The sequence below is a fragment of the Pseudomonas spirodelae genome (assembly GCF_034653255.1).
Taxonomy (GTDB): domain Bacteria; phylum Pseudomonadota; class Gammaproteobacteria; order Pseudomonadales; family Pseudomonadaceae; genus Aquipseudomonas; species Aquipseudomonas spirodelae.
In genome coordinates, this window is sequence record NZ_JAYEET010000001.1 from 150841 (window position 1) to 176809 (window position 25969).

A 25969-nucleotide genomic window follows, 5' to 3' on the forward strand; every position below is an offset into this window, starting at 1 on the left:
GTAGCGGCCTTTTGCTCAACCGAGTCGCGGCTTAACGTGTACCGCGGCGACGCAGTGCAGCAGGCTTGAAGTAACCGTCATCCGGCACGGCCTGGCTGAAGTCGATAGTGCTTGGCTCTTCGTTATCCAGATTTTGTACGTGATAACGACGCGCCTGCAGGTCATGGAAGGTATCCAACGCAGACCAGGTGGTCGGCAGGTCGTAGTAGTTTTTCAAGTAGGCAATCGAGACGCGCCACAGCTCGCCACGACCGTCGTACTGATCAGCCACAGCAACCTGCCAACTGTCCTCGTCGAGGAACAAAGTACGCTTGGAGTAAATGTGGCGAGCGCCGGACTTCAGCGTGCCCTCAACCACCCATACGCGGTGCAATTCGTTACGCGTAACCGCCGGGTTCAGGTGACCGACTTGCAGCAGGTCCTTGTACTTAACGTCCGGGCTGGTGACTTTGTAGCTGTTATAAGGAATGTAGATTTCCTTCTTGCCCACCAGTTTCCAGTCATAACGATCTGGCGAGCCGTTGATCATGTCGGTGTCGTCTGCAGTACGCAGGCCATCAGCCGCAGCAATCGGCGTGTCGTAAGCCAGGTTCGGTGCACGACGGACGCGACGCTGACCGGCATTATAGCCCCAAGCCTGACGCGGCTCTTTTACCTGATCGAGGGTTTCGTGTAGCAGTACCGCACCGCCGGCCAAACGCGCCGGGCTCTTAGTGAAGGACAAGTAGTAGAACATGATGTTGTTCAGGTCGGCTGCGGTCCCTTTCGGGTCGTAGAACTTGAACATGGCTTCCTGCTGCGAGGTCACCAGGGAGTAGCTGCCGTTACGCTGCACAGCCACTTCGGATGCACGACGCACAATGTAAGTACCCCGGTAGCGGGCAATGTGGTTCCACAGCACCTCTACACCATTCTGCGGAATCGGGAATGGAATACCGCCGTAGGCATCGGAGAAGCCGTTACCACCATCGAGCAGCTTGGCAGTGGTGGCGTTCTTCAGCGTGTTGTCATACACCCACTGCGGCGCCGAGCCAGAGCGGCGGGTCTGGTAAACCGGCATCTGGTAGCTGTTGGGGTAGGTGTTGAACATGGCAATCTGACCTGGGGTCAAATTGTCTTTGTACTGATCAAGGTTGGCCTTGGTGATGGTGAACAGCGGCTTGTCACCCGCGAAAGGGTCAACGTGGTGCTGGCCCGGCCGGGTGTAACCTGCCGGCGCCTTGGTGATACCACCCGTCCACTCAGGAATGGTGCCCGCCGCGTTACCGGCTTTCTCGGCGCCAAATGGGGTGAGGCTTGCGCCCAACTTGGCCGCTTCTTGCGGCGAAACTGCAGCCAGCGCGCTGCCAGCGGACAAGGCCAGCGCAATGGCAGCACCCATCAGCGTGTGCTTTTTCAGCATCTTGATTCTCCGTGAAATAAGTCATCAACCGAGCGCCCGCAGGCACTCGGTCTTTTCTAGTTATGTTTAGAAGGAATACTTAACGTTGACGCCGATATTATCGCGGTCGCGGCTGCCGTTGTTCTGGCCACCACCGAAGAACTCGGTGTATGCCAATTCAGCTTCCAGACTATTCAGGTAGCTGGCTTTCACACCAAGGGTATAAGCCTTACGACCCTCAATGAAGTTACCGGTCTGGTAGGAGTTACCTTCGAAGTCGTCCTTGTATACGGCGTATGGTGAAACGTTCACACCGGCATAGACGTCGTTCCAAGTACCACTCAGAACCATGGTATACCCGTAAGCATTCTTATTGACCTGATCATCACGATTACCGCCACTGACATAGGAGTTATTACCGCGACCAGAGTAGTAACGAGTGGCGCCGTCTTTAGTTGTGTACTTCAGGTCTGAACCGCGAAGGTGCTCCGAACCAAGCTCAAAAATACCGAATAGTGAGTCGAAACCAGCTGTTGGACCGAAATTGTAAATGGTGCCTAACGAAGTGTTATAGGCCTCAACACGCTCAACGTTATGAATCACATCCCCGAGGCTAACTTGTTGCCCTCCAATATTTACGAGGCGGCCGCTGGCAAGCGGGGCCGCCTGCCCCAACAAATCACCCAATAAATCATTGGTCGTCGCAACACCAATCGGCAAATTTGGGCGGTAAGCTAGCTCACCAAACACCGAAGCGTTACCAACGGTTGTGTTGAAACTTAAACCGTACATACGAATATCTTCAGCGTATTCACGACGTGCATTAACTTGGTTAGCAACATCAATAGTAGCGACACCGCCAACGGCATTGCTCAAAGCGTTACGATAGGCAGTAGCAAGCGCACCGTTAGGAGCCAACGCGATAGCACCTTCTAGCTGTGCCACAGTAATATTCTGACTAGCTGCAACCGACTGCTTGATTCCAGGAGTCGCACCTGCTTGTATATCAGCAAGATTTAACCCCGCATAGCTACCCAGGTCTGCGGCGATCGTAGGTTCTTTAGAGTGATAATTAACGAAATAAGCTCCGAATTCAGTGGAATTAAGCTCTTCAGCAATATATTTAAAATTGAACCCATACTGACCATCATTCTTTGCGTTGATATCAGAGCCAATTTTTGCAACCTGTATGTTCCCACTAGAATCTACGCTACGGCCACCCATCAAGCCACCAACGTTACCTGCACTTAAGCCTTTATATAAATTACCGACTGGTAAGAGAGCAGTTTGGGTTGAGTAAGCAGTGTTACCACCATCAGCAAACAAGTCTGTCTCAGAGAAATAAGTGCCGACCGGATCAATGGCCGATTCTTTCCAGTTGAACTGGTAGAAAGCTTCCATCGACAGGTTATCGGTGAGGCCTACGTTGAAACTCAGCGCTTCAACCGGCACTAGCACTTCTTTCAGCTCAGCGCCTGGCAGGCGGAACTTGGCAGCGTCGACAGGGTTGGTGGTGTTCACACCGCCGCGGTAGAACAAACCTTCGCCCCAGTTAAACACCTGCTTACCGAAGCGCCCGGAAACTGGCATGTCAGCCACATCCCAGTTGCCATACACATAGGCATCGAGAATTTGGGCGCCACGGCCAGCCTTGTGGCGAGTCTCATAGGTGAAACTCGAATCGTTCGGCGTATTTTGGCTCGGCTGCGAGGGGTTATTCTGACTCAGATAGTCATTGCGCTTATCCATGATCTGGGTGTCATAGAACGCCGTACCACGAACAAACACGCCGTAGTTCTGATAGCGCGCTTCCATATCCGTAGTGATTTTGAATACTTCGGAAACCAGGCCGGTATCGAAGTTACGGTTACCGTCGTTGGTGTTGATGTCGTTGTTGGTCTTGTCCTGACCCTGTACGCGCCAGAGTTGGCCGTAGGACACGGTGGAGTCGATGGAGCCGGTTATTTCATTGTCGGCGAAGCTGAATTCCACGGCCTGGGCATGCGCCGCCACCAGCAGAGGCAGGATGCCAACAAACGCAAAACCTGCTTTGGCAGGCGCAAAACGCAATACGGGCTTACGGGACTTAAATTCCATCGAAACGCTTCTCCGTGTACAGATCATCTTTTTTGCACCCAAACCACCGGGCACGTTATGGCCGTACTGATGACGACCTTAAATGTTGATTGGAAGGCAACCCCCAACGCGCTTACACGCACCCCACTGATTGGCATACACCATGACGAGGTCAAATCTGCTTAGCACCTGCAACCATGGTGCCAATTCAAACGGTCGTATAAAAAATAGCCACACGCCGTGACAGAACTACTCAACCGAACTGTGACTGATCATTCAGCAAACAAATAAAGCGAGGGATTCGCGCAGACTGCATCTTTTGTCCTACGATCTGGCGCGTTTTGCCACTCAAGCCCGAAATAGAGCGCTCAGCGCTTTCAAATAATTCAGCCAGGGTCAAGCCCAACCGCTAATAAAAGCGCCGCACGAGGTGGCTACAACTTGATGGGTAACAGATAAGTGTTACCTGACTAGAGCAGGTAACACTTTCACGCGGTCAATAAGGCCTGAAATAAGACCCTACGAGCCGATGCATTGCACATGGCTCACAGGATCGACCTTAAGTATTAGTACGACGCAAAAAACAGCCGACACATGGCCGCTCAGATTTAATTGGGCGGCGCGCTGCAGCATAAATTACGCCACAGCGATTAATCCGCCAGACTCTTGCTGACCACTTCATAGACATCACTGGACAGCTCACCCGAGGCCAGAATGCGCTGCAACTCAGCCTTCATTTGCGCCTGACGGGCACTGCCATATTTAGCCCAACGAGTGAGTGGCGCCAGCAAGCGCGAGGCAATCTGTGGGTTGAGGGCATTCAGGGTGATCACCTGATCAGCCAGGAAGCGGTAGCCACTGCCGTCGGCCTGATGGAAGCCCAGCAAGTTCTGCCCAGCAAAAGCGCCGATCAAGGCACGCACCTTGTTCGGGTTTTTCAGGGTAAACGCCGGGTGCAGCATCAACTGCTCAACACGCTGCAGCGCGCCTGGCAAGGCGCAGGCAGCCTGCACGCTGAACCACTGATCCATGACCAGCGGATTGTCCTTGAAGTAGTCAGCAAAACTGGCCAGCGCTACGGCCTTCTCAGCCTCAAACGACGAATTGACCAGTACGGCCAAGGCTGCCAAGCGCTCGGTCATGTTGTCGGCGTTTTCAAACTGCTCCAGGCACGCCGCCAACACCTCGGCATTACCGCTGAGCATCAGGTAAGTCAGCGCAATGTTCTGCAGGCTGCGTCGGGCAAAGTGCTCGGCCTCGGCCACATAGGCGCTATTGCGGGACACTTCACGGTTAGCCTGATAACGCTGCCACAGCAGATCAAACAGTGCATCCGCGAGCTGCTGGCGGGCAAATTCTCGGGCCGCGTGGATGGCCTCGACATCGGCCATTTCACTGATTTGAGTCAAATACGCCTCGCCTGGCAGCGAGAGCATCTCGGCGACCATGGCTTGATCCAGCGAGTCGTCCGCCAACAGGGTACGGAAGGCCTCAACCAGACGCTGATCGAGCACCAGCGGCTCGCCGCGTTGATGCTGGCCGATCAGGTCCTGCAGCACCTGCACGGATAACTGTTGGCCGGCCTCCCAGCGATTAAAACCATCACTGTCGTGCTGCATCAGGAACATCAATTGATCGCGGCTGTAGGGGAAGCTCAGCTTGATCGGCGCTGAGAACCCACGCAGCAAGGAAGGCAGCGGCTTTTCCGCCACGTTGATAAAGGTGAACGCCTGTTCGGCTTCGCTCACCTGCAGCACGCGCGCCCCCGTTACGGCGGCATCTTCACCCACCAACTGCAGCGGCAACTCAAGCCCTTGGGCATCGAGCAACGCCAACTCGACAGGAATCACAAAAGGCAGCTTCTGCACCTGCCCCGGCGTCGCCGGGCAGCTTTGGCGGAGCGCCAGACGGTAGCTATTGGCGGCCGCGTCATAGCTTTCGCTAACTTCAAGATGCGGCGTACCCGCCTGGCTGTACCAGCGCTTGAACTGGGTCAGGTCGATGCCATTGGCCTCTTCCATCGCGCGGATAAAATCGTCGCAGGTCACCGCCTGGCCATCATGGCGCTCGAAATACAGGTCACTGCCTTTACGGAAGCCCTCTGCCCCTACAAGGGTGCGGATCATCCGCACCACTTCCGAGCCCTTCTCGTAGATCGTCAGGGTGTAGAAGTTGGATATTTCCATGTAGGCGTCCGGACGCACCGGGTGAGCCATCGGGCCGGCATCTTCGGCGAACTGGTGGGTACGCAGGTAGGCCACGTCCTCAATGCGCTTGACGGTGCGCGAGTGCATGTCCGCACTGAACTCGGCATCGCGGAACACGGTGAAACCTTCCTTGAGCGACAGCTGGAACCAGTCGCGGCAGGTCACGCGGTTGCCCGACCAGTTGTGGAAGTACTCGTGCGCGACCACGGCCTCAACACGCTGATGCGCTGCATCGGTCGCGGTCTCGGCCTTGGCCAGCACGCAGCTGGAGTTGAAGATATTCAGGCCCTTGTTTTCCATGGCGCCCATATTGAAATCGTTGACCGCGACGATCATAAAGATGTCGAGGTCGTACTCACGGCCATAGACCTCTTCATCCCACTTCATGGACTTCTTCAGGCTGTCCATGGCGTGCTGGCATTTGTCGATATTTTCCGGCTCGACATAGATACGCAGCGCCACTTCGCGCTCGCTCATGGTGGTGAAGCTGTCTTCCACACACCAGAGATCACCCGCCACCAGCGCAAACAGGTACGCCGGCTTCATAAACGGATCCTCCCAGGTCGCCCAATGCCGACCATCACCCTCGTTACCGCTGGCAATCGGGTTGCCGTTGGACAGCAGCACCGGGTAGCTGTGCTGCTCGGCGCTCAGGGTGGTGGTGAACTTGCTCATCACATCTGGGCGATCAAGGTAGTAGGTGATTTTGCGGAAGCCCTCGGCCTCGCACTGGGTGCAGAACATGCCGCTGGATTTGTACAGACCTTCCAGGGCGGTGTTGCTTTCGGGGTGAATGCGCACACTGCTGTCGATCACGAAGCTCGCAGCGGTTGGCTGCAGGATCAGGTGACTGTCGCTCAGCTGGTAATCAGCGGCACTCAGTTCGCGGTCATCCAGCACCAGCGACAACAGTTCCAGCTGCTGACCGTCCAGCACCAGCGGCGGCATGCGGGCTTCCGACAGGCCGCTGCCGGCCGCCGGATTACGCCGCATCACCAGCTGCGCATGTACCAGGGTGTGGTCCTCGAACAACTCGAAGGTCAGGTGCGTTTCATCGATCAGATAATCCGGAACCTGGTAATCCTTGAGGTAGATCATCTTCGGCTGTTCGGTGCGCATGGCGTGTGGCCCTTTATCTACGGCGCGCGGGCGCCGGATTGGCGAATGGAAAACTCAGACGGCCAGTTCGTGGACGGCGAGTTGATAAGCGGTGTATTTGCGAATATTGATCACGCCGGTGTCGAACATCAGGTACTGGCCCTTGATGCCCAGCAGCGTGCCTTCGGCTAGCGGATTCTTATCCAGATTGAAACTGCTGATTTTGGCCGGGTAGCCCTCAATCGGATAGGCAATCTGCACCACAGGCTGATCACTCAGCGGCTGAATGGCCTGAATACCAAAGCGCTGCTGTAATTCGGTCAAGCCGCTGCTGCAATTGGCAAACAGCTGCTCGCGCACGGCGACAAGGTCGACCGGCGCCGCATCACCTTTAAGCAGTGCGCGCCAGTTGGTTTTGTCCGCCACCTGGCTGCGCAGCAGGTCTTCGACAAAGCCGGACTGCTGGCGAGTGGCGCCCCGCAGAATCGGCAGCGCCTGGGTTGCGCCTTGGTCGATCCAACGGGTGGGGATTTGCGTGGCGCGGGTGATGCCGACTTTCACTCCAGAAGAGTTGGCCAGATAGACCACGTGATCAGTCATGCAAAACTGCTCACCCCAACTCGGCTCGCGGCAGGTGCCGGCGTCATAGTGGCAACGCTCGGGGCTCATGATGCAGATGTCGCACTGCGCCAGTTTCTGCATACAGGGGTAGCAATAGCCCTGGCTGTAACTGCTTTTAGTCTTTCGCCCACAATGGCTGCAGTGGATCGCACCGAGGAATTCCAGGCGCAGGGATTTACCGATCAGCGGATTGACTGGCAGCAGCTCATCGCCCAGGCGAAAGCTGTACTGCACCGGCGCGTCCAACTGTGCAGCCATTTTGCTCAGGGCACCGCGGGCTAACTCGCTCATCAGTGCAGGGTATCCGAGGACTTGAACAACAGATTGGGCACTGGCGCGGATTTCGAGCTGCATTCCTGCGGGCCCATATAACCGATGCGCTCTTCTTCCGGCAGGTTTTGGCTTTCCCAGGCGATCAGCGCCTGCAGCGTCAGTTCTTTCTGCTCTTGGGTCAGCTTGCGGCCATCCGGCCATTTACCGATTTCCACAGCCAGCTTGAGGCTCTGATAAATCTCAGGGGTGATGTTTTCAATCGCTTCAATAAAAGACGACATGACGCCTCCAAATGCAAAGTGGCAGTTTACCAGCCTGTTGAACAACTAACTGCGTTGCCGGCGCACCAGCACACCGCCAAGCAGCCCGGTCAGGCAACCGGCCAAAAGGCCGCCGACGTGCGCAGCATTGGCAATCGCGCCAAATTGCAGCAACTCGAAGATTCCGGTCATGCAGATCAGCAGCCAGGCCAGCATCATCACCAACACACCGGGCGGTAGTCGATAGGCCGGTGTGGGGGCAAGGCGCTGGAAAATCCAGCAATGCCCAAGCAAGCCATAGAGCACGCCGGACAGCCCACCAAACAGCGAAGGCCCAGCATGCAGGTACTGCGCGAAGTTGGCCGCCAGGCTGAACAGCAAGCTGAGCAGCAACAGCATCAACGGCCCTTGCCGCGCCTCGATCCGTCGTCCCAACTCCCAGTACCACAGGGTGTTCATCGCCAAATGGAGAATGCCGAAGTGAATCAGCATGGGCGTCAACAGCCGCCACCACTGGCCACTGGCCAAGGTCCCGTTGAGGTAGTCGAAATAGATGTAATCGCCCTGCACACGGTAATCGACAAAACTCAGCCAGCTAACCGCCGCCAGGTTATCGCCGAGTAACGTCAGGGCTGCAACGATAAAGGTCAGTAACAGAACAGCAGCGGTCATACGGCTGGCGCGCAGCTGCTGGATAAAACTCGGCGAGGTATTGGCTGCACGCGGCGGCGGATCGAGCGTGACAGCGGCATCCCCCAGCGGATAACGCGCATAGAGCGCACATACCTGTTCGGCCAATTGCTCGTCAGGCACCCAGAGCACCTGCTCACCCGCCTCTTCCGCAACCCGGTGCGGCACCTGCAATCGCTGCAGCAAGCCGATAAAGCCACTCAAATCGACCTGTTCGGGTAAACGCATCGCCGCAACGCCACTCATGGTCGCGCCTCCGGGCTGTCAACATTGACCCACACAAACTTATTGGGATCCAAGCGCACCTCCTGGTCGAGTCGATAGGCGACCATCTTGCCGTTGAGGACGGCGCTGTAATCCAGACAGGCCAAGTTGCTGCGAATGGGGGCGGGTTTGCCGCTGCGCCAGTAGTGGCCGACAAACAACAACGGCTCATCAGCCCCGTACTTGAGCAACTCGGTTTTCTGCGACTCGCTGAGCGGCATCTGCGCCGCCAACTCCGGCAAGGCATCGGGCTGAAAGACGATATCGCCGTAGGTTTGCGGGTCTTCTTCCCAAAACTTGGTGCGAAAGTGCGCACGGGTAAAACCGTCATCACTGGTCAGGGTCATGCCGTGCGGCAGGCGCATATCGGTGCCCCGCAGCAAACGATCAAACGCCGTATTGGCAAAACTGCCATGCACCGCGGCCGCCTGCAGGAAATGCTCATCAATGCAGCCGTCGGCAAACTGCGCACGCAGTGGCTCGATCAGGCTGGCGTCCCAGCAGGCATGCACCACGCGAAAATAGCCCGCATCAATAAACAACGGTAACTCGTAGAACCAGTCGAGAAACGACTGCCATTCGGCGGGGTATGCCTCGAACTGCTCGAGGGTTTCCTTGATCAGCCGGGCATGCCGCGGCGTGTGCTCGCGGACGAACTGCCGGCCACTGCCGGGCGCGGCCGGTGTGCTCCAGGCCAACGCATTGAATTCATGGTTACCCATGATGCACAGCGCCTGACCGGCCGTGACCATGTCACGCACCAGGTGCAAGGCCTCGCGGATGCGCGGACCACGGTCAACCAAGTCGCCGAGGAAAATCGCCATACGCTGTGGATGACGCCAAACACCCGCTTGCTGCCGATAGCCCAGGGTCGTCAGTAGATGCTCTAGGGTTTTCGCGCAACCATGAATATCGCCGATCAAATCGTAACCACGCGCAGGATCGAGGTGCATTAGTCACCCCCGCCGAGCCGGCTACCCCAGCCCAGTTTGTTGCGGCAGACCTCATAGAAGTTGTGGTCGAGCGGATGAATCAGGCGCAGCTTCTGCGGCCGTTTGGCCACGGTGATGGTGTCGCCTGGGGCGCAGGTGAAGTGGTTTTGTCCGTCGCAGGAGATCAGTGGATAAATCTGCAAATCCTTGGACACGACGATTTTCAGCTCACTGTTGCCGTCCACCACAATTGGCCGGCTAGACAGGGTATGCGGGTACATCGGCACGATCACGATGGCATCCAGTTTGGGGTGCATGATCGGCCCGCCCGCAGACAACGCATAGGCCGTCGAACCGGTCGGCGTCGCGACAATCAGGCCGTCAGCCTTTTGGCTAAGGACGAACTGGCCGTCGATATACAGCTCAAACTCGATCATCCGCGTCGATTTCCCGGGGTGCAGCACCACGTCATTGAGCGCATCGCCCTGACCGATGGCTTCGCCATGACGGCGCACTTCGGATTGAAGCAGGAAGCGATTCTCCGTCAGGTAGTGCCCTTCGAGCACCTGCGCGACCTTGACCTCCAGCTCATCGGGGCGAATATCGGTGAGAAAGCCCAAGCTGCCGCGGTTCACACCCAGCACCGGCACCTTATGCCGCGCCAGCGCACGCGCCGCACCGAGCATGCTGCCGTCACCGCCGACCACGATCACCAGATCGCAAATTTCCCCAAGAATTTTGCGCGAGGAAGTCTGCAGACCGTGACCGGGCAATACTTCGGCAATGGTGTCTTCGAGAATCACATGCAGGTGACGAGCGAGCAGAAATTTCTTCAGCCGGCGAATGGTGTCGAGAACCTGGGTACTGCCCAGCCGACCGATGATGCCAATATTACGAAATTGCTCCATGGGGCTCCCGCCAGGCTCTAGCTAATGGCTCGGATTATGGGCGAAAGGCTATGGCAGCAGCAAACCGCTGACCGGCTCTGCGCTATGCTCGCAGCATGATGCCCTTCCCGTCGCTCACCGACCTGCCCACGCACCTACGTCAACCTGCCGTACGTGATCTGGCGTGGGCACTGCTTTCACCACCGCTGCTGGCAGACTCACCCTGGCCACAGCGCCACCCGCTAAGGGCCAGCAGCTGGAGCCAGCAACCGGAAAAACTGGCTGACTGGTTAATGAGCCTGGATGCCGACAGCCATGCACTGCAGCAGTGGCTAAGCCAACACTCGGTGCGCCGTTTGGGGCTTTACTACGAACGCCTCTGGCAGTTTGCTCTGCATGCTGCGCCCGACGTCGAGGTGCTGGCCGCCAACCTGCCCATCCGCCTGCACGGCCACACCCTGGGTGAGCTGGATATGTTGCTGCGCGACGCCGAAGGTGTGCATCACTTGGAACTGGCCATCAAGCTGTACCTGGGCCAGCCGCATTGCAGCGGCGCGGATCCTGCGCATTGGCTCGGCCCAGGCAGCCACGACCGCCTGGATATCAAATTGGCGCATTTAGGTCAGCACCAGTTGCCGCTTTCATCACGGACTGAAGCCCTACAGAGGCTGGCTGAGCTGGATATTCAGCGACCCCAGGCGGCACTCTGGCTGGCCGGCTACCTGTTTCGCCCTTGGCGGCAAGCCTATGCCGCACCGCACGGAGAGAACCCGGCCCATTTGCGTGGGCGCTGGCTCCATCGCGCAGACTGGGCACACTTTGCCATGCAGCACCCTGGCCACTGGCAAGCACTGCCACGCCAGGCCTGGCTGGCCCCCGCACGTATTGAGCAAGAGCAACTGTGGACGTGCGAGCAATATACCCACTGGCTGGCGGCATTGCCTAACGATGCCAATGCGCAGTTACTTGTGCACTTAATTGAAGACCCACAACAGCACTGCTGGCGGGAAGCCGAGCGGGTGTTTCTGGTGAATGATCAATGGCCGGCGCAGGCCACCGAATAACTGGGTACAGAGCCCGCCGCTTATAGACTGCGCTCTGTGCGCCCACCCGAGCGCGCCAAATAGCCCGAGCCACTTTCACACAACAACGCATCTCGCTGCACCGCCGGTAAGGCATCCACACCCTCGCGCAAGGCATAGGCGCTATAGCCCAACTGTGAAAGCAAAAAAACCGCACTGGCACTGCGCTTGCCACTGTCGCAATAACACAGGTAAGTGCGCGTTTTATCCAGCAAGCGGGCTTTCAAACGCAGCAACTGCAGAGGCATGTTCAATGACTGCAAGGCATGAGCGCGCTCGTACTCTTCTTGCAAGCGCACATCCAGCCACTGCGCACCACCGGCCAGCAGGCGCGAAGCCTCGCCGAGCGAGACCTCGTTGACCACTGGCGCTTTAAGCAGGGCGAAAAAGTCTTGGCGATTCAGACGCAACACCACACCGTCTTCGAGCATGGTCACTGTGGCATTACGCGGGCTGTCGGCCAGCAAGGCTTCTTCACCAAAGCAGGCGCCAATCTCCAGCTCAGCCAATACCTGCTGCGCGCTACCTGCTCCGCGAATCACCTCGGCCCGGCCACTGTTCAGGAAGTAGCAGCTGTCGCCGACATCACCTTCCTGCAGTACGGTACTGCCGGCAGCTACCTCAACCCGCTGCAAGCGCTCAAGCATGGCGCGCACGTTGGACGGTGGCACCTTGGCAAACAGTGGGTTCTCCAGCAGGCGCTCCAGCCACTCGACATCTTCATGGCTGTGCCCCAATTCCAGCAGCAGATCCTGATAAGCCAAGCGCCAGGTCAGTAAGCGATTGAGGGTGCTGGTATCCAGCGCCAGCACGCTGGCATCAGTCAGCGCACGGGCCTCATGCAAACGCGGCAAGCTCGGCGACAGCGGATGGCAACTGGCCTCACTGCCTGCCTGTATGCGTTGCGCCTGACCATCGGCAGATTGCAGCAACAACTCACCCGCTAGCAGGTAATAGGTCAAACGCGCCTGATCCCCCGGGCGAAACAACAATTGCCCCGCCAGCAGCGGCTGCGGAACCAGTTGCCCACGCAATTCCCGCCACTGCTGTTCGGACAGCACATTGAGTGGCGTCAGGCTGCGTAATTGTTCGGGATTAAGAGCTTCGCTCATGGCATATCCAGCTCGCGGGTGAAATTTAGTGTAGCCACGTTACGCCTGCGGGTGCTGCATCAACGCCGCCGCACGGCCTTGCAGGCCGCCGGTATGGACAAACACCAAGCGACTACCGCGAGCAAAGTAACCGGCCTCAACCTGCTGGCGCAACGCCATTAAGGCCTTGGCGGTATACAGCGGCTCCAGTGGCACCCCGCCTTCTGCCTCTGCGGCCTGCATAAAGCCAAGCAACTCGGCATCCACCTTGGCAAATCCACCACGGCAGGCTGCATGCAAATGATAAGGCCCAATCGGCATCGCGGCAGCCTCAACAATCGCCTGCACCTGCTGCTCGACACCATGGTCGGCTGGCACAGCCAACGCCGCATGCACTGGGTGCGCGGCCGCCTCACCCAACAGCAGGCCTGCCAACGTGGTGCCCGTGCCGGCCGCCAGCCACCAGGCGTCATAATTGTCCCACCCCAGGCTTGCCAGCTGCTCGCGCACCTGCGACACCAAACACATGCAGCCCAATGCACCCGACAGGCCACCACCACCCTCAGGCACCGGATAAAATTCAGGGTAATCCGCCAGCCAGGGCAGCCAGAACTCGGGCGCATGACGGGCTCGATAGCCGGCATAACCCAGCCAATGCAACTGCATGCCGAAAGCCTGCAAATCAGCCACTGTCGGCGTCTGCTGCGGATGGCCGCGCAATAACCCGATGGTCCGGAAGTTGAAACGCTTACCGGCAGCCGCCAGGGCATGTAAATGATTGGAGTGCGCTCCACCCAGACTGATCACGCCGCTGGCGCCACTGTCTTGCGCAGCACGCAAATGATGAGAGAGCTTGAACCACTTATTGCCGCTAATCAGCGGATCAAGCAGATCCAGGCGCAACACCGCCAATTCAACTCCGGCGGCAATCGACCACTCCAGTCGCAGGGTTTGCAGAGGGGCACGTGGCGCCCAATCAGGCAAGACAATAGGCAAGGTTAACTAACAGTGCGCAAACGGCTACTGGCTTTGTGCCGCGCACAGCAATTGGACTCCGCTAGGGTAAAGCGGCTGGGCGTATCAATGCGGTCGATCGGGATGGCGCAACGCTCGCCACTGGGCAGCAAAGCCTCGCAGCTGGGCTGCTGGTAATGCGCCAGCCATTGGCGGTACTGCTCTTCACTGACAAAGCATTTGGCGGCCGCGTAAGCCTGTGGGTTGTCTTGATAAGTGCTGATGTCTTGCAAGGGGATGGTCAGATGACCGGCACCTGGGTGATACACCACAAAGACCACTCCAAGCTTGGCTAAGCGCTCGAGAATCTGATCACCGCCCTGGCTGGCCAAATCCGCGTAGGCGCGCTTGAGGCGATTTATTTCCTGCAACGCCTGGGTGTCTTGCTCACTGCGATAGGCCAGCTCAACATCGCGAATGGCAATTTGCTCTTTGTACTCGGCCACCGCAGAGGCGATCTTGGCCTGCATCTCACCTTCGTATTGCGCACGCAGGCTGTCGCTTTCACTGCGCCCATCATGTTCCAGCGCCCGCAGCTGTTCGGTCATGTCTTCGCGGGCCGCTTGGAAGCTCGCCGCCTGCGCGGCCAGCTGAGTCTTCAACTCAACATTGTGTTCTTCCTGCTGACGCAGCGCCTGGTGCAAGCCATGGATCTGCGCCTGCAAATTCTTGCTCTGTGCCTCGCTGGCCAACTTGAACTTGGCCAGTTCTTCCTCATGCTGCTGGCTGAGGCTGCTGATGCGTAATCGCTGCTGTTTGATCAGTTGCGCGGCTTTCAGGCGCTGTTCGTGATCAAGTTTGTGGCTAGCCTTGACGGTTTCTTCCTGGCCCGGATCAGGGGCGTACCACTTGTCCTCCGAGGCCATTTGCAAGCGCTCTGGCGCGACCGCTTGAGCGCCCTCATCTTCGACCAGCAAACCCAGGGTGTTGCGTTTAACCGCATCGCGCAGCAGCACCAAATCATTATTGCCAGGGCTCAGGCCGGGGTCCCAGAGGTGCATCTGATGCCAGGAGACAGGACACTGGCTGCGGCACGCCAGGCGAATTGGCCCGGCACCTAGATCAGGGCCGCGCCCAGCGCGTTCGGCCAGCGCCTGCAAAGGAATATTCCAACCGGAGTCGGGCGCGCCTTTTTCATCAAAATCCAGATAGAAGAACACCAGCGCTTTGATCAGCAGGCGTGGGTTGATCAGCATGTAGGCCACGCGCATCTGCTGATCGGCGAATTCGGGCATATTGACTACGCCATCGAGCAAGGCCTCGAATTCGGGGAAAAACATTTGCTTGCCGATGCCGCCGCGTTCACTAAAGAACATTACGGCCTCAACCATCTGCGGCTTGTTCTGCATGCTCATTGGTTATCCCCTAGGCCGAGACGGGCGCTCCGCTCAGCGCGCGACATATCTTGCCTATGCTGCGCAAAAAATGGCACACATAGCAAGACTGCCAACTTTCTGACGAGTTAAGCAAAGCCTGCGTTTAAGGCGCTATACCCTTGCTCAAGCAAGTCTAGGGGAAAAACCAAGCCCAGCAATGTGACTGGGTTGGCAGTCGCCCTGCCAACCCACCGTGAAAACGGACCTACAGGGCGAAACTGTGATGGGCTTGGTGCAACGCGTCAGGCTTTTGCAGCCGCCAGAAAAGGCGCCAGACGCCGCCCCATTTCATCACCCAAGGCTTGCAGGCCGCTCATAGGGCGAATCATCACCTCAAACTCAATGATCTTGCCTGCCTCATCGAAACGGATCATGTCGATGCCTTTCAGTTCACGCTCGCCCACCCTGGCACTGAACTCCAGCACCACACTGAGGCCATCGGCGCTGACCAGTTCGCGGTGGTAGGCAAAATCGATAAACACCTTGCTCACGGTATTGAGAATCAGCGAGACCATCGGTGCACCAACGTACGGTTTGTATGCCATGGGTGAGCGGAACACCGCTTGCGGATGAAGCAACGCAGGCAATCCGCCAAGATCATTTTTCAGCATCAAGGCATGCCACTGAGCAAGCGTGACGGCGGCTTCTGAATGCAGCTGAGTGCTATGAGGCACGGGCTTCTCCTTGTTTTTATGAGCCACATACAAAACGCCCCGCACAAGGCGGGGCGTTGAGTGCTTAAAGTTCGGCGGCGAGACGCGAGCCCTGGTTAATTGCCCGTTTAGCATCCAGCTCACTGGCCACATCAGCCCCGCCGATCAGGTGTACGTTCTGCCCGGCAGCCACTAGGCCGTCCTGTAGCTCGCGCAACGGGTCCTGGCCGGCGCAAACGATGATGGTATCGACAGGCAGCACCTGCGGCTCGCCACCGGCGATACTGATATGCAGGCCAGCGTCGTCGACCTTGAGGTACTCGACCGCATTGAGCATCTGCACGTTCTTGTTCTTCAGACCGGTGCGGTGGATCCAGCCGGTGGTTTTACCCAGGCCGTCACCTACCTTGGTTTTCTTGCGCTGCAACAAGAACACCTCACGCGCCGCTGGATGCGGATGCGCCTGAATGCCGGCGACGCCACCACGGGCTTCCAGCGCCGCATCAATACCCCACTCTTTCCAGAACTCCTCACGGTTGAGGCTGGTGGCTTCGCCCTGGTGCGTAATGAACTCGGACACATCAAAGCCGATACCGCCGGCACCGATCACCGCGACTTTCTGACCCACCGGCTTGCGCTCAAGGATGGCGTCCAAGTAGCTGATGACTTTGGCGTGCTCGATACCGGGAATCGCCGGCGTACGCGGGGCAATACCGGTGGCCAGAATGATTTCGTCATAGCCGCCCTTGGCCAGCTCATCAGCCGAGACACGGGTGTTAAGGCGCAGGTCAACCCCGGTGGTTTCCAGCTTGCGCTTGAAGTAACGCAGGGTTTCAAAGAACTCTTCCTTGCCCGGCACGCGCTTGGCCACATTGAACTGGCCGCCGATTTCGCTGGCCGAATCAAACAGGGTGACGCTATGGCCACGCTCGGCCGCTACGGTGGCAGCGGATAAGCCCGCAGGACCGGCACCGACCACCGCGATTTTCTTCACTGCAGCAGTCGGGATGTAGTTCAGTTCCGTTTCGTGACAGGCGCGCGGGTTAACCAGGCAGCTGGTCAACTTGCCGCCGAAGGTGTGATCCAGGCAGGCCTGGTTGCAGCCGATGCAGGTGTTGATTTCATCACTGCGACCTTCGGCAGCTTTATTGACGAAGTCCGGGTCGGCAAGGAACGGGCGCGCCATCGACACCATGTCAGCATCGCCTTCGGCCAGCACCTGCTCAGCAATCTCTGGGGTGTTGATGCGGTTGGTGGTGATCAGCGGGATATTCACCTCGCCGCGCAACTTGGCGGTAACCTTGGTAAAGGCCGCGCGCGGCACCTTGGTGGCGATGGTGGGGATACGCGCTTCGTGCCAGCCGATCCCGGTATTGATCAGGGTCGCACCAGCTTTTTCGATAGCCTTGGCCAGCAGCACGATTTCATCCCAGGTGCTGCCACCTTCCACCAAGTCGAGCATCGACAGGCGATAAATGATGATGAAATTCGGGCCGACCGCTTCACGCACACGGCGGACAATTTCCACCGGCAGGCGCATGCGGTTTTCGTAGCTACCGCCCCAGCGGTCGTTACGGTGGTTGGTGTGGGCGGCGAGGAACTGGTTAATGAAATAACCTTCCGAACCCATGATTTCCACACCGTCGTATTCGGCCTGCTGGGCCAGCACGGAGCAATTGATGAAATCCTGAATCTGCTTCTCGATGCCCTCTTCATCCAACTCGCGTGGCTTGAACGGGTTGATCGGCGCCTGAATCGCGCTTGGCGCCACCGATTTTGGGCTGTAGGCATAGCGCCCGGCGTGGAGAATCTGCATGCAGATCTTGCCATCCGCTTCATGCACCGCGCGGGTGACGATTTTGTGCTTTTCGGCTTCTTCAACAGTGGTCAGCTTGGCCGCACCGGAATACACGCCACCCTCTTCGTTCGGGCCGATACCGCCAGTCACCATCAGGCCGACACCACCACGGGCGCGTTCGGCGAAGTAAGCGGCCATACGCTCAAAACCATTGGGTTTTTCTTCCAACCCGGTGTGCATGGAGCCCATCAAGGTGCGGTTCTTCAGGGTGGTGAAGCCCAGATCAAGCGGGGCCAGCAGGTGCGGGTAGAGAGCGGTCATGAAAATCTCCAGATCAAACAGAGGCATTACACGGATGCCGCCACCTCTTAGTGGGTCGCGGTCGATATGGTCTAGACGATAGTCAGCCCAGCCGAACGGCTCAATGACTCAAAGTGACAACCTACTGATCAAAAAGAGCAGCGAGCCTTGGCAAAGCCCAAACACCCACTTACCCTGACGCCTTATCTAAATGCCCAAGACTAAATGGGCGCAGACGGGATAACGCTGCAATGCTGAAAAGCACACGGGTCAAACTCGGTGACCTGTCGGTGGGTTTTGTCGGCAGCCTGGCGGACGCCATGCGCCATTGTGCTCAGGACCCTCAGCCGCTGCTCGACAGCTACGGCCTGGATGCGGCACGCCTGGCCGAGCCGCGCGCACGGCTATCGATCCCGCGCTATATGCGCTTAGGTCATGCGGCGATTCAGCAATGCTCGCAGCCAGGGCTGGGGCTGCTTATGGGGCAAACCAGCCGCCTCAGCCAACTCGGCCTGGCCGGCGTCACCGCCATGCAAGCCCCTACGGTCCGCGAAGCGGCGCGCGCACTGATCCGCTTCGAGCCGCTGTATGCCAGCAATTACCGCGGCCAATCCAGCCTGCATGAAGACGCCCGCGGCGCGTGGCTGCGCTTCTACTCGATCAGCCCGTATAACGCCTATAACCGCTTTGTCGTCGATTCCGTACTGGCCAGCTGGGCGCAACAACTGAGCAAGCTCGCGCAACAGAGCCTGCCCGTGGAAAAAGTGCAGATCGAATTCCCCGCCCCCGACTACGCAGCGCAGTATGCCGAATTGTTTGCCTGCCCGGTGGAGTTTGCCTGTGAGCACAATCAGCTGCGCCTGAATCAGCAGAGCCTGAACCTGCGCAACCCTGAACACTGTCCAAGCACCTGGCGGCACCTGCTGGAAATCTGCGAAGGGGAACTGCAGCAACTGACTCGCACACGCAGCCTGCGTGAACGCATCACCCAGCTGCTCGGCCCTCTGCTGCATGGCCACGAGCCCGACTTGGCGGAAGTCGCGGCGCGCTTGCAATTACCCACCTGGACCCTGCGGCGCAAACTGGCCGAGGAAGACACGCAATTTCGCAGCATCCTTAACGACACCCGCCGCGACCTGGCTATGGCGTATATCCGCGACACAGAACTGGCTTTCGGTGAAATCGCCTACCTGCTTGGCTTTGCCTCCGCCGAAGCCTTCCAGCGCGCATTCAAGCGCTGGAACCAGCAAACCCCGGGCGAGTACCGCCGGGAGCAGCGCAGAGCGCTCTAATACCCGCTAGAGCTCAGTGGCGTCTTCGTCACCTGCCGGCACATCCAGCTCGGTGGTGCGGGCTTCTAGCAGCTCTTCTTGATATTCATCCATTACCTGTTCTCCCACTCGATACGTCAGCGACGGCTTGGTTACACAGCGCATGCCAATCAAGCTAGAGGAGAAAGATGAATACAAGATGACAGGTTGTCGCGCAGCAACCCTCAGCGCGAGCGCAAAAATCGCAAGCAATAAAAAACCCGCTGATATCGCTATCAGCGGGCTTCCTATATGGCGCAGCGGACGGGACTCGAACCCGCGACCCCCGGCGTGACAGGCCGGTATTCTAACCGACTGAACTACCGCTGCATGTCGGTGGACTTTCGTCCGTGTAACGCTTGCTTCATCTGACGAATCAGCCTTTGGGCTTTTTCATCTCACCCAGAGCGAACTCAGGCTGGAAAATATGGCGCAGCGGACGGGACTCGAACCCGCGACCCCCGGCGTGACAGGCCGGTATTCTAACCGACTGAACTACCGCTGCGCGTCGGTGGACTTTCGTCCGGTAAACTTCTCGGCAAGTGGTGGGTGATGACGGGATCGAACCGCCGACCCGCTGCTTGTAAGGCAGCTGCTCTCCCAGCTGAGCTAATCACCCTTGGCCTTGCGAGGTGGCGAAATTTACGCAAGGGCCGAACCTAAGTCAATACCCTGCTTCAAGTTTTTCTAAAAAAGTGAAAAAACACTGCTCTTCCCTGACACGCCAAACAGCGCCCTGCGCCAATAGGCCACCGAACGATCTGCTACGGCGTAATGCGCAGACTTAACCGAGCCGCCACTTTGTTATCGTCCGCCCGGTCCAGCCCGGCTTCGGCAATTTGTACGCCCTGCTCCTGCAGCACGCCAAACCACCCCAGCAATTGAGCAAAAGGAGCCGGTTGCAGGTCGAGCTGCAAGGCACCGTCGCCGGCATTGTCGAGCCGCTCAATCGTCAGCCCACGCGCTGCCGCCGTAGCCGTAACCAGGCCTTGCAGGCGGGCCGGGTCAATGGCCTGCTGCGGACGGCTGACCATTTGGCGCGCCGCTGGCGCCTGCCCTTGCAGATAAGCGTATAACGCACGCTGCGTTTCAAACGCGCTCCGCGCGCTGACCAAGCGTTGCTGGGCAGGTTGCCATAGCGTCAGGTACAAGAGCACCAGCAGCAGAAATACGCCCAAGCTGCCGAGCGAAAACCGCTCACGCGGCGCCAGAGCACGCCAGCGCTGCAGCAACTGAGCCTGCGCGGTAAAGCCTTTGTTGTCTTGCTGAACCATGCTCATCCTCCGATCACCACGCGCGCACTCACACCACTGCCCTCACGGCTAGCAGAACCCAGCTGCACCGCCAAACCACCGCCTTCTAAACGCTCGCGCAAACGCTCCAGCTCGGCGAAACCCGGCGCTTGAACCTGCAGGGCCAGATCACCGCGCGCCTCGCTGAAATCCACCTGACTGATCTGCACCTGCCGGCCCTCGGCTGCCAGCGCCCCACTGACCTGAGCCAGCAGGCCGAGTAGGCGCGCTTGCCCGCCGCCCGCACCGGCCTGCAGGTGCTGATCAAACTGCGCACGCAGGTTGATCAGCTTGCTGTCCTGCGGGAACAGCTCCTTGTACAAAGCGGCGCTGGAACTGGCGTAATGGTCGGCCTGACGCTGCAGATGCCAGCCCTGCGCCAGATTAAAGCCCCACTGCAGCACCAGCCACAGCCCTACCACCCCCAATAAAGGCCGCCAGCGCTGCCACTGGCCACCGGCCGATTGCGCGGCGAACTCGCCCTGCGCCAGGTTATTACGCAGCGGCTGCTGAGCCAGCCAAACGAAGGGCTCCACCACTGCCTTAACCTCATCAATCGGCTGCAGCGGCGACTGCTCAGGGCCACACCACGCTACCTGCGGCTGCGCGCACAACGGGCTCAGTTGCGGCCAGCTCTGCGCCTGCACGGCCATCCGCGCCACATTTTCGCCGCCCAGCAGCCAGCGTCCGTGCAACGGCAAGAGCGCAGAACCAGGCACTGGTAACAAATCAGCATCCACCGCAATCGCCTGGGGCGGCGTGGCACATAGCGCCAACCAGCCGGCCAGCCAGCTACGGCGCACGGCAAATACCCGATGACGGCCATCGGCCAGCTGCTCACCTAGGGCCAAGTGCATCAGTTCAACGTCTTCGGCGAGCAGCTCTTCCACGACAAACGGCAAGGCTTGGCGCAACCAGCGCGCTTTGCGGGTTGGCAGGTTGACCGCACAGGCGGTCACCGCCTCAACCGGCAAGACCAATACCCAATTACCACCACACTGCGCCTGTGCATCGCTGAACAGCAGGCTATCGCTCACCCCACCAGCAACTCGCTGCACCGGCAGATCATCCTGCGCACCCACGCAGGCAGCAGGCGGTAGAAACACATAGGTTTGACTCATGGTTGGACTTCCTCAACGGGCACCAGCGGCATACCGCCCTGCCCCAAATCACGTGCTAAAACATACACCCGCGCATCGCTGGCCCGCTGCAACGTGCTGCGTAAAACCTGTCGGCGCTCACCGACACTGACTTCGCTGAGCACCTGAAAATACTCACTGCCCACGGCAAGCGCCTGGCTTTGTACCTGTAGGCCATTGAGCTGCGCTAAAAAGCTCGGCACATCGCGATAGCCTTTACCACCTCGTGCCGCGACCAAGCCTTGCGCGCGACTCAGCGATAGACCTTCAGCCAAACTGGCCAGCACCCGTGCGCTGGCGGTATTCACATTAAGGGGGGTATTCGCTGGCAAGGTGCTGACATAGGGCTGCAAGCGCTGATAATCCGCTTCGCTCATTTCCAGCAACAGGCGCAGCTCCGATACATCAGTCAATTCACGGTTACCGGCGCGATAGGCAGGCTGTGCCAGCAGGTATTGATTGTCTTCCGCGCCATAACCGCCCGAAGGCTGATCGTCGGCATCTAGCCAATCAAGCAGACGTTCCGCGTAGGGCGCTTCGATCTGCAGCCCCAGCAGCAGACGGCGAAATTGCGCCACCGCCGCTGCGTTGGGCTGCCCTTGGCGCAGCATGCTGTTGAGGTTGAAACGTCCGCTTAGATCGCTGATCTGTACGCGCAACGCGCCGCCCTCCTCCAGAGCAAAAGGCGCACGGGGTTTGGCCCACGCCTCGCCCGGGTAATCCACCGGCGCCCGCGGGTCACCCTCGCGCAAGTCGCGCTGCAGGATGGCTTTGGCCAGGGTTTCGCCCCCCAGGGCGTAATGCCAGGCCTGGCGCACGTGCAACTGATTGGCGCTGCTGCGAATCGATAACTGCTGGCGCGCAATGATTCCAGCGCTGACTACCGTAACCACGGCCACCACCAGCAACACGGTTATTAACGCCATACCGCGCTGCTGGCTCATGGCTGTGACTCTGCGGGAGGTTCATCGGCTAATTCAGCAGAGCCCTCGGGATTCTGCTGCGGTGCTTGTTGCAGACGCTCAGGCAAGCCTTCAGGCAGGCGCAGTAACCGGCGCAACTCGCCATAACGACGATGCTGCAGCACCAGCTCAATGGCTTGCGGCAGAAGCTTGAGCGCCTCATCGGGCTTTTTGTCTAGCGGCGGCCAATTGGTCTGCCAGATACCCTCTTGATCCAAGTAACGCAGCTGCAGCTGGGTGACACCGTCCAGCGCCTGCTGAATCTGCGGCTGGCTGTCCTGAGCTTGATCCAGCACTGTCCAGTAACGCCGCTGCAACTGCTCGCCACTGAGCTGCCAGCGCACCCGCTGCAGGCTTGAACGGGGCTGCCCCAACGGGTTGCGCCAGCCATTGCGCGTCAACTCCAAGACCGGATTTTCGGGGCCGTCGCCCATCAATGCGGCGCGTGAGTCGCCAAAGGCGTCACGCACAGGCCTCGCCTGCACCTGAAGCACATCGCGCTCGAACGCCGCCATGGCGCGCACCAGTTCACGCAACTGCAATTCATGACTGCGGGTGACCTTGTCGGTTTGCAGCACGCTGTCGAGCATGCGGTAAGTAGCCAGCCCCAACAGCGCGAAGATGGCGATGGCGATCAGTAATTCAAGCAAGGTGAAACCGCGCACTGCCCTCATCGCATCACCCCGACAAAGCCATTTAGGCTGACCACGGACCGCTCACGCACACCGGCTGCGGAGCGGTCCTGCGCCATCGGTGCCACCCACAACGTAACACGGCGCATATCCGCCTCGCTGGTCGCCTCGACTTCGCTTTGCCATTGCCAACGCCGCCCGGCGAACGCTACTTCACCCTGCTCACGACCATTCGCCACAGGCTCGCGCGCCAACTGCATTTCACTCAAGCGGTTATCGGCAATCCACATTGCCAGGGTTTTATCCTCCAGACGGGCGGCGATTTGTAGGCTGCGGGCGGTGGCGGTCAGCACACTGGCGGCGACCAGCGCGAAAATCGCCAAGGCCACCAGCACCTCCAATAACGTAAAACCGCCCATGCGTTTCATTGATTGCGCTCTGCTGGCTGCAGGACTTCGACCACCGGCAGACGGAAACCATCACTGACCAGCTGCAGGCGCAAACCATTGCTACGGCGCTCAGCCAAGCGCAGGCGAAATGGGCTGATCTCGCCGCTCGACAACAGCAATAGCTGTGGCAGCAGCCCCACCTTAGCGGGAGCATCGCCTGCAGATGTCGGCAACGCCAACGCAGCACCCTCCAGCTCAACGCTCAATTCGGCCCAGGCTGGCAATGCATGCGCCTTGCTGCCCAGGGCTTGCCAGGTCTGCTTGATCGGGTCATAGCGCAGCACTTGATAAGACTCTCGAGCAAGCAACAGACCGTATTCCTGATTGTCTAGCACGGCCTCTTCAGCCAGCACGCCTATCAATCCGGCTAACCGTTCGGCTTCGTTGTGCAGCTCACGTCCTGGGCCGGCAATGCCCACACTGAGCACCGCCAGACCGATCAGGCTGCCGAGAATCACCAGCACCACCAGCAGCTCGATCAGGGTAAAGCCGCCAAGCCGATTTGGTTGCTGGCACATGCGGGTCAGAGGTCCCAGTTACCGATATCGGCATCCTGGTCGCTACCGCCATCCTTGCCATCTGCCCCCAAGGAATAGAGGTCAAAAGCACCCTTAGTACCGGGGGCCAGGTACTGATAAACATTGCCCCAAGGATCGACCGGCATGCGCTTGAGGTAACCGTCGCGGTTCCAGTTTTTCGGCTGCGGGCTGCCGGATGGCTTCTTCACCAACGCTTCAAGTCCCTGCTGGGTGCTTGGGTAGGCATGGTTGTCCAGCTTGTACATGTCCAGGGCAGCCGACACCGCCTTGATGTCACCCTTGGCGACAGTGACCTTGGCCTGATCAGGCCGACTCATCACTTGCGGCACAACCAGAGCCGCCAGGATGCCCAGGATGACCACCACCACCATGATTTCGATCAGCGTAAAACCTTTCTGTGTCTTGCTCACTGTTTACCCCACCAACTGATTGAGAGACAGAATCGGCAGCAGAATGGCCAGCACGATCACCAGCACCACCGCCCCCATAAACACCAGCATAAAAGGCTCAAACAGGCCGACCAGCAGCGCTACCTGGGCACTCAGATCGTTTTCCTGATTACGCGCGGTGCGGGCCAGCATCTGGTCCAATTCGCCGGAGCGCTCACCGCTGGCAATCATGTGTAGCATCATCGGCGGAAACTGCCCGCTGGCTTCGAGCGCGCGGGTCAGGCTGCCGCCCTCGCGCACTTTTTGCGCGGCGATGACCACATCCGCACGGATCACTCGGTTAGCGATAACCTGTGCGCCAATCCCCAGGGCGTCAACCAAGGGCACACCACTGCGGGTCAGTATCGCCAGGGTCGAGGCAAACCGCGCGCAGTCAGTCGCACGAATCAAACGCCTCAGCAGCGGGATGCGCAGCAAAAAACCATGCCAGCGGGCCTTGATCGCCTCATCCCGCAACGCCCAGCGCAGGGTAAATACACCCAGCACTAGGATAATCACCGCCAGCCAGCCCCAGCCTTTAACCCAATCGCTTAAGGCAATCAGGCCGCGGGTCAGTGCCGGCAGGGTTTGTCCGGAATCAATAAACACCCGCACCACATCAGGCACCACATAACCGAGCAGAAAACCGACGATCAGCAAAGAGGTGCACATCAGGATCAGCGGATAAAGCAGCGCCAACTGGATTTTCTGCCGCGACTGCTGGCGCTGCTCGGTGTAGTCGGCCAACTGCTCCAGCACCGGCCCCAAATGGCCGGCATGCTCACCGGCCGCCACCGTGGCGCGGTAAAGCTCGGGAAACGCCGACGGGAACTCTTTCAGGCTGCTGGCCAGGTCATGCCCCTCCAGCACTCGCGCCCGCACCGCCAGCAACATGCCCTGAATGCGCGGCGAAATAGCCTGCGCCGCCGCTGCGCGCAGGGCCTCCTCAATAGGTAACGCGGCCTGCACCAAGGTCGCCAACTGACGGGTAATCAACGCCAGATCACGGGCCGAAATACCGCGAGAAAAACTGAAATGGCTACCTGCGCCGGCAGGTTCCCGGGTGCGCGTGGCTTTAACAGCCAAAGGCGCCAGCTGCCGCTCACGCAGTATCTGCCGCACCTGGCGGGCACTATCGGCTTCCAGCACACCTTTCTGCTGGCGGCCTTTGCCATCGAGCGCGAGGTATTCGAAGGCAGCCATTAGTTGTCCCCA

General features: G+C 58.9%; 24 protein-coding genes and 3 tRNA genes. 2 read left to right on the forward strand and 25 right to left on the reverse strand.

The window, feature by feature from the left end; all coding sequences use genetic code 11:
• Positions 1 to 31: 31 nt before the first annotated feature.
• The 8 genes from SOP97_RS00695 to SOP97_RS00730 form a co-directional block, all read right to left on the reverse strand.
• A complete protein-coding gene (locus SOP97_RS00695; protein ID WP_322947675.1) occupies positions 32 to 1402 on the reverse strand; it encodes a DUF1329 domain-containing protein in 1371 nt (456 codons plus the stop codon).
• Between the two features lie 66 nt (positions 1403 to 1468).
• Positions 1469 to 3478 (reverse strand): DUF1302 domain-containing protein, encoded by a 2010-nt coding sequence (locus SOP97_RS00700; protein ID WP_322947677.1) that lies wholly within the window; start codon positions 3476 to 3478, stop codon positions 1469 to 1471.
• 629 nt (positions 3479 to 4107) lie between these two features.
• On the reverse strand, positions 4108 to 6783 hold the full coding sequence (gene pepN / locus SOP97_RS00705; RefSeq protein ID WP_322947678.1) for an aminopeptidase N: 2676 nt from the start codon (positions 6781 to 6783) through the stop codon (positions 4108 to 4110).
• A 54-nt stretch (positions 6784 to 6837) separates the two neighbouring features.
• On the reverse strand, positions 6838 to 7674 hold the full coding sequence (locus SOP97_RS00710; protein WP_322947680.1) for a DUF2797 domain-containing protein: 837 nt from the start codon (positions 7672 to 7674) through the stop codon (positions 6838 to 6840).
• Positions 7674 to 7937 carry a YeaC family protein gene (locus tag SOP97_RS00715; RefSeq protein WP_274087940.1) on the reverse strand — a complete coding sequence of 88 codons (264 nt, stop codon included), beginning with the start codon at positions 7935 to 7937 and terminating at the stop codon, positions 7674 to 7676. The genes SOP97_RS00710 and SOP97_RS00715 overlap by 1 nt, the downstream gene beginning before the upstream one ends.
• 45 nt (positions 7938 to 7982) lie before the next feature.
• Entirely contained in the window at positions 7983 to 8852 is an 870-nt protein-coding gene (locus SOP97_RS00720; protein ID WP_322947683.1) for a rhomboid family intramembrane serine protease, read from the reverse strand.
• Positions 8849 to 9823 carry a metallophosphoesterase gene (locus SOP97_RS00725; protein WP_322947685.1) on the reverse strand — a complete coding sequence of 325 codons (975 nt, stop codon included), beginning with the start codon at positions 9821 to 9823 and terminating at the stop codon, positions 8849 to 8851. Before SOP97_RS00725 ends, SOP97_RS00720 begins: the two co-directional genes overlap by 4 nt.
• On the reverse strand, positions 9823 to 10710 hold the full coding sequence (locus SOP97_RS00730; RefSeq protein WP_274087937.1) for an NAD(+) kinase: 888 nt from the start codon (positions 10708 to 10710) through the stop codon (positions 9823 to 9825). The genes SOP97_RS00725 and SOP97_RS00730 overlap by 1 nt, the downstream gene beginning before the upstream one ends.
• Before the next feature lie 95 nt (positions 10711 to 10805).
• Here SOP97_RS00730 and SOP97_RS00735 point away from each other — a divergent pair, with 95 nt between their 5' ends.
• Positions 10806 to 11753 carry a DUF1853 family protein gene (locus SOP97_RS00735; RefSeq protein WP_322947686.1) on the forward strand — a complete coding sequence of 316 codons (948 nt, stop codon included), beginning with the start codon at positions 10806 to 10808 and terminating at the stop codon, positions 11751 to 11753.
• 20 nt (positions 11754 to 11773) lie between these two features.
• Here the strand turns inward: SOP97_RS00735 and SOP97_RS00740 are convergent, their stop codons facing one another.
• From SOP97_RS00740 to SOP97_RS00760, 5 genes are all read right to left on the reverse strand, one after another.
• Positions 11774 to 12883 (reverse strand): cyclic nucleotide-binding domain-containing protein, encoded by a 1110-nt coding sequence (locus SOP97_RS00740; protein ID WP_274087935.1) that lies wholly within the window; start codon positions 12881 to 12883, stop codon positions 11774 to 11776.
• Positions 12884 to 12922: 39 nt separating this feature from the next.
• The gene (locus SOP97_RS00745) at positions 12923 to 13852 is read right to left on the reverse strand and encodes a 1-aminocyclopropane-1-carboxylate deaminase/D-cysteine desulfhydrase (RefSeq protein ID WP_322948007.1); all 930 of its coding nucleotides are present in this window, start codon (positions 13850 to 13852) and stop codon (positions 12923 to 12925) included.
• Between the two features lie 8 nt (positions 13853 to 13860).
• Positions 13861 to 15231: a chromosome partitioning protein ParA gene (locus tag SOP97_RS00750; protein WP_322947687.1), complete on the reverse strand. Its 1371-nt coding sequence runs from the start codon at positions 15229 to 15231 to the stop codon at positions 13861 to 13863.
• 263 nt (positions 15232 to 15494) lie between these two features.
• On the reverse strand, positions 15495 to 15908 hold the full coding sequence (locus SOP97_RS00755; protein WP_411912009.1) for a nuclear transport factor 2 family protein: 414 nt from the start codon (positions 15906 to 15908) through the stop codon (positions 15495 to 15497).
• A gap of 82 nt (positions 15909 to 15990) precedes the next feature.
• On the reverse strand, positions 15991 to 18024 hold the full coding sequence (locus tag SOP97_RS00760) for an NADPH-dependent 2,4-dienoyl-CoA reductase (RefSeq protein ID WP_322947689.1): 2034 nt from the start codon (positions 18022 to 18024) through the stop codon (positions 15991 to 15993).
• Positions 18025 to 18254: 230 nt separating this feature from the next.
• Between SOP97_RS00760 and SOP97_RS00765 the strand changes: the two genes are divergently transcribed.
• Positions 18255 to 19295, forward strand: coding sequence for an AraC family transcriptional regulator (locus SOP97_RS00765; RefSeq protein WP_411912005.1), 1041 nt, complete (start codon positions 18255 to 18257; stop codon positions 19293 to 19295).
• 6 nt (positions 19296 to 19301) lie between these two features.
• On the opposite strand, the gene SOP97_RS00770 is transcribed toward SOP97_RS00765, so the two are convergent.
• From SOP97_RS00770 to xcpS, 12 genes are all read right to left on the reverse strand, one after another.
• Positions 19302 to 19439 (reverse strand): hypothetical protein, encoded by a 138-nt coding sequence (locus SOP97_RS00770; RefSeq protein ID WP_274087932.1) that lies wholly within the window; start codon positions 19437 to 19439, stop codon positions 19302 to 19304.
• A 127-nt stretch (positions 19440 to 19566) separates the two neighbouring features.
• Positions 19567 to 19643, reverse strand: a tRNA-Asp gene (locus SOP97_RS00775).
• 98 nt (positions 19644 to 19741) lie between these two features.
• A tRNA-Asp gene (locus tag SOP97_RS00780) sits at positions 19742 to 19818 on the reverse strand.
• A gap of 38 nt (positions 19819 to 19856) precedes the next feature.
• A tRNA-Val gene (locus tag SOP97_RS00785) sits at positions 19857 to 19932 on the reverse strand.
• Between the two features lie 145 nt (positions 19933 to 20077).
• A complete protein-coding gene (locus tag SOP97_RS00790; RefSeq protein ID WP_322947691.1) occupies positions 20078 to 20587 on the reverse strand; it encodes a type II secretion system protein M in 510 nt (169 codons plus the stop codon).
• 2 nt (positions 20588 to 20589) lie between these two features.
• A complete protein-coding gene (gene gspL, locus SOP97_RS00795; RefSeq protein WP_322947693.1) occupies positions 20590 to 21726 on the reverse strand; it encodes a type II secretion system protein GspL in 1137 nt (378 codons plus the stop codon).
• Positions 21723 to 22688: a type II secretion system minor pseudopilin GspK gene (gene gspK / locus SOP97_RS00800; protein WP_322947695.1), complete on the reverse strand. Its 966-nt coding sequence runs from the start codon at positions 22686 to 22688 to the stop codon at positions 21723 to 21725. The genes gspL and gspK overlap by 4 nt, the downstream gene beginning before the upstream one ends.
• Positions 22685 to 23380 carry a type II secretion system minor pseudopilin GspJ gene (gspJ, locus tag SOP97_RS00805; RefSeq protein ID WP_322947696.1) on the reverse strand — a complete coding sequence of 232 codons (696 nt, stop codon included), beginning with the start codon at positions 23378 to 23380 and terminating at the stop codon, positions 22685 to 22687. Before gspJ ends, gspK begins: the two co-directional genes overlap by 4 nt.
• The gene (gspI, locus tag SOP97_RS00810; RefSeq protein ID WP_322947698.1) at positions 23377 to 23766 is read right to left on the reverse strand and encodes a type II secretion system minor pseudopilin GspI; all 390 of its coding nucleotides are present in this window, start codon (positions 23764 to 23766) and stop codon (positions 23377 to 23379) included. Before gspI ends, gspJ begins: the two co-directional genes overlap by 4 nt.
• Entirely contained in the window at positions 23763 to 24305 is a 543-nt protein-coding gene (gspH, locus tag SOP97_RS00815; protein WP_322947700.1) for a type II secretion system minor pseudopilin GspH, read from the reverse strand. The genes gspI and gspH overlap by 4 nt, the downstream gene beginning before the upstream one ends.
• A gap of 5 nt (positions 24306 to 24310) precedes the next feature.
• Positions 24311 to 24736: a type II secretion system major pseudopilin GspG gene (gspG, locus tag SOP97_RS00820; RefSeq protein ID WP_090242975.1), complete on the reverse strand. Its 426-nt coding sequence runs from the start codon at positions 24734 to 24736 to the stop codon at positions 24311 to 24313.
• A gap of 3 nt (positions 24737 to 24739) precedes the next feature.
• A complete protein-coding gene (xcpS, locus tag SOP97_RS00825) occupies positions 24740 to 25957 on the reverse strand; it encodes a GspF family T2SS innner membrane protein variant XcpS (protein ID WP_322947703.1) in 1218 nt (405 codons plus the stop codon).
• Between the last annotated feature and the right edge of the window lie 12 nt (positions 25958 to 25969).

What these genes read in the sequence shown, in the direction of transcription:
- SOP97_RS00695 (WP_322947675.1), bottom strand. Translation starts at nt 1,402, where the DNA reads ATGCTGAAAAAGCACACGCTGATGGGTGCTGCCATTGCGCTGGCCTTG.
- SOP97_RS00700 (WP_322947677.1), bottom strand. Translation starts at nt 3,478, where the DNA reads ATGGAATTTAAGTCCCGTAAGCCCGTATTGCGTTTTGCGCCTGCCAAA.
- pepN (WP_322947678.1), bottom strand. Translation starts at nt 6,783, where the DNA reads ATGCGCACCGAACAGCCGAAGATGATCTACCTCAAGGATTACCAGGTT.
- SOP97_RS00710 (WP_322947680.1), bottom strand. Translation starts at nt 7,674, where the DNA reads ATGAGCGAGTTAGCCCGCGGTGCCCTGAGCAAAATGGCTGCACAGTTG.
- SOP97_RS00715 (WP_274087940.1), bottom strand. Translation starts at nt 7,937, where the DNA reads ATGTCGTCTTTTATTGAAGCGATTGAAAACATCACCCCTGAGATTTAT.
- SOP97_RS00720 (WP_322947683.1), bottom strand. Translation starts at nt 8,852, where the DNA reads ATGAGTGGCGTTGCGGCGATGCGTTTACCCGAACAGGTCGATTTGAGT.
- SOP97_RS00725 (WP_322947685.1), bottom strand. Translation starts at nt 9,823, where the DNA reads ATGCACCTCGATCCTGCGCGTGGTTACGATTTGATCGGCGATATTCAT.
- SOP97_RS00730 (WP_274087937.1), bottom strand. Translation starts at nt 10,710, where the DNA reads ATGGAGCAATTTCGTAATATTGGCATCATCGGTCGGCTGGGCAGTACC.
- SOP97_RS00735 (WP_322947686.1), top strand. Translation starts at nt 10,806, where the DNA reads ATGATGCCCTTCCCGTCGCTCACCGACCTGCCCACGCACCTACGTCAA.
- SOP97_RS00740 (WP_274087935.1), bottom strand. Translation starts at nt 12,883, where the DNA reads ATGAGCGAAGCTCTTAATCCCGAACAATTACGCAGCCTGACGCCACTC.
- SOP97_RS00750 (WP_322947687.1), bottom strand. Translation starts at nt 15,231, where the DNA reads ATGAGCATGCAGAACAAGCCGCAGATGGTTGAGGCCGTAATGTTCTTT.
- SOP97_RS00760 (WP_322947689.1), bottom strand. Translation starts at nt 18,024, where the DNA reads ATGACCGCTCTCTACCCGCACCTGCTGGCCCCGCTTGATCTGGGCTTC.
- SOP97_RS00765 (WP_411912005.1), top strand. Translation starts at nt 18,255, where the DNA reads ATGCTGAAAAGCACACGGGTCAAACTCGGTGACCTGTCGGTGGGTTTT.
- SOP97_RS00770 (WP_274087932.1), bottom strand. Translation starts at nt 19,439, where the DNA reads ATGCGCTGTGTAACCAAGCCGTCGCTGACGTATCGAGTGGGAGAACAG.
- SOP97_RS00790 (WP_322947691.1), bottom strand. Translation starts at nt 20,587, where the DNA reads ATGGTTCAGCAAGACAACAAAGGCTTTACCGCGCAGGCTCAGTTGCTG.
- gspL (WP_322947693.1), bottom strand. Translation starts at nt 21,726, where the DNA reads ATGAGTCAAACCTATGTGTTTCTACCGCCTGCTGCCTGCGTGGGTGCG.
- gspK (WP_322947695.1), bottom strand. Translation starts at nt 22,688, where the DNA reads ATGAGCCAGCAGCGCGGTATGGCGTTAATAACCGTGTTGCTGGTGGTG.
- gspJ (WP_322947696.1), bottom strand. Translation starts at nt 23,380, where the DNA reads ATGAGGGCAGTGCGCGGTTTCACCTTGCTTGAATTACTGATCGCCATC.
- gspI (WP_322947698.1), bottom strand. Translation starts at nt 23,766, where the DNA reads ATGAAACGCATGGGCGGTTTTACGTTATTGGAGGTGCTGGTGGCCTTG.
- gspH (WP_322947700.1), bottom strand. Translation starts at nt 24,305, where the DNA reads ATGTGCCAGCAACCAAATCGGCTTGGCGGCTTTACCCTGATCGAGCTG.
- xcpS (WP_322947703.1), bottom strand. Translation starts at nt 25,957, where the DNA reads ATGGCTGCCTTCGAATACCTCGCGCTCGATGGCAAAGGCCGCCAGCAG.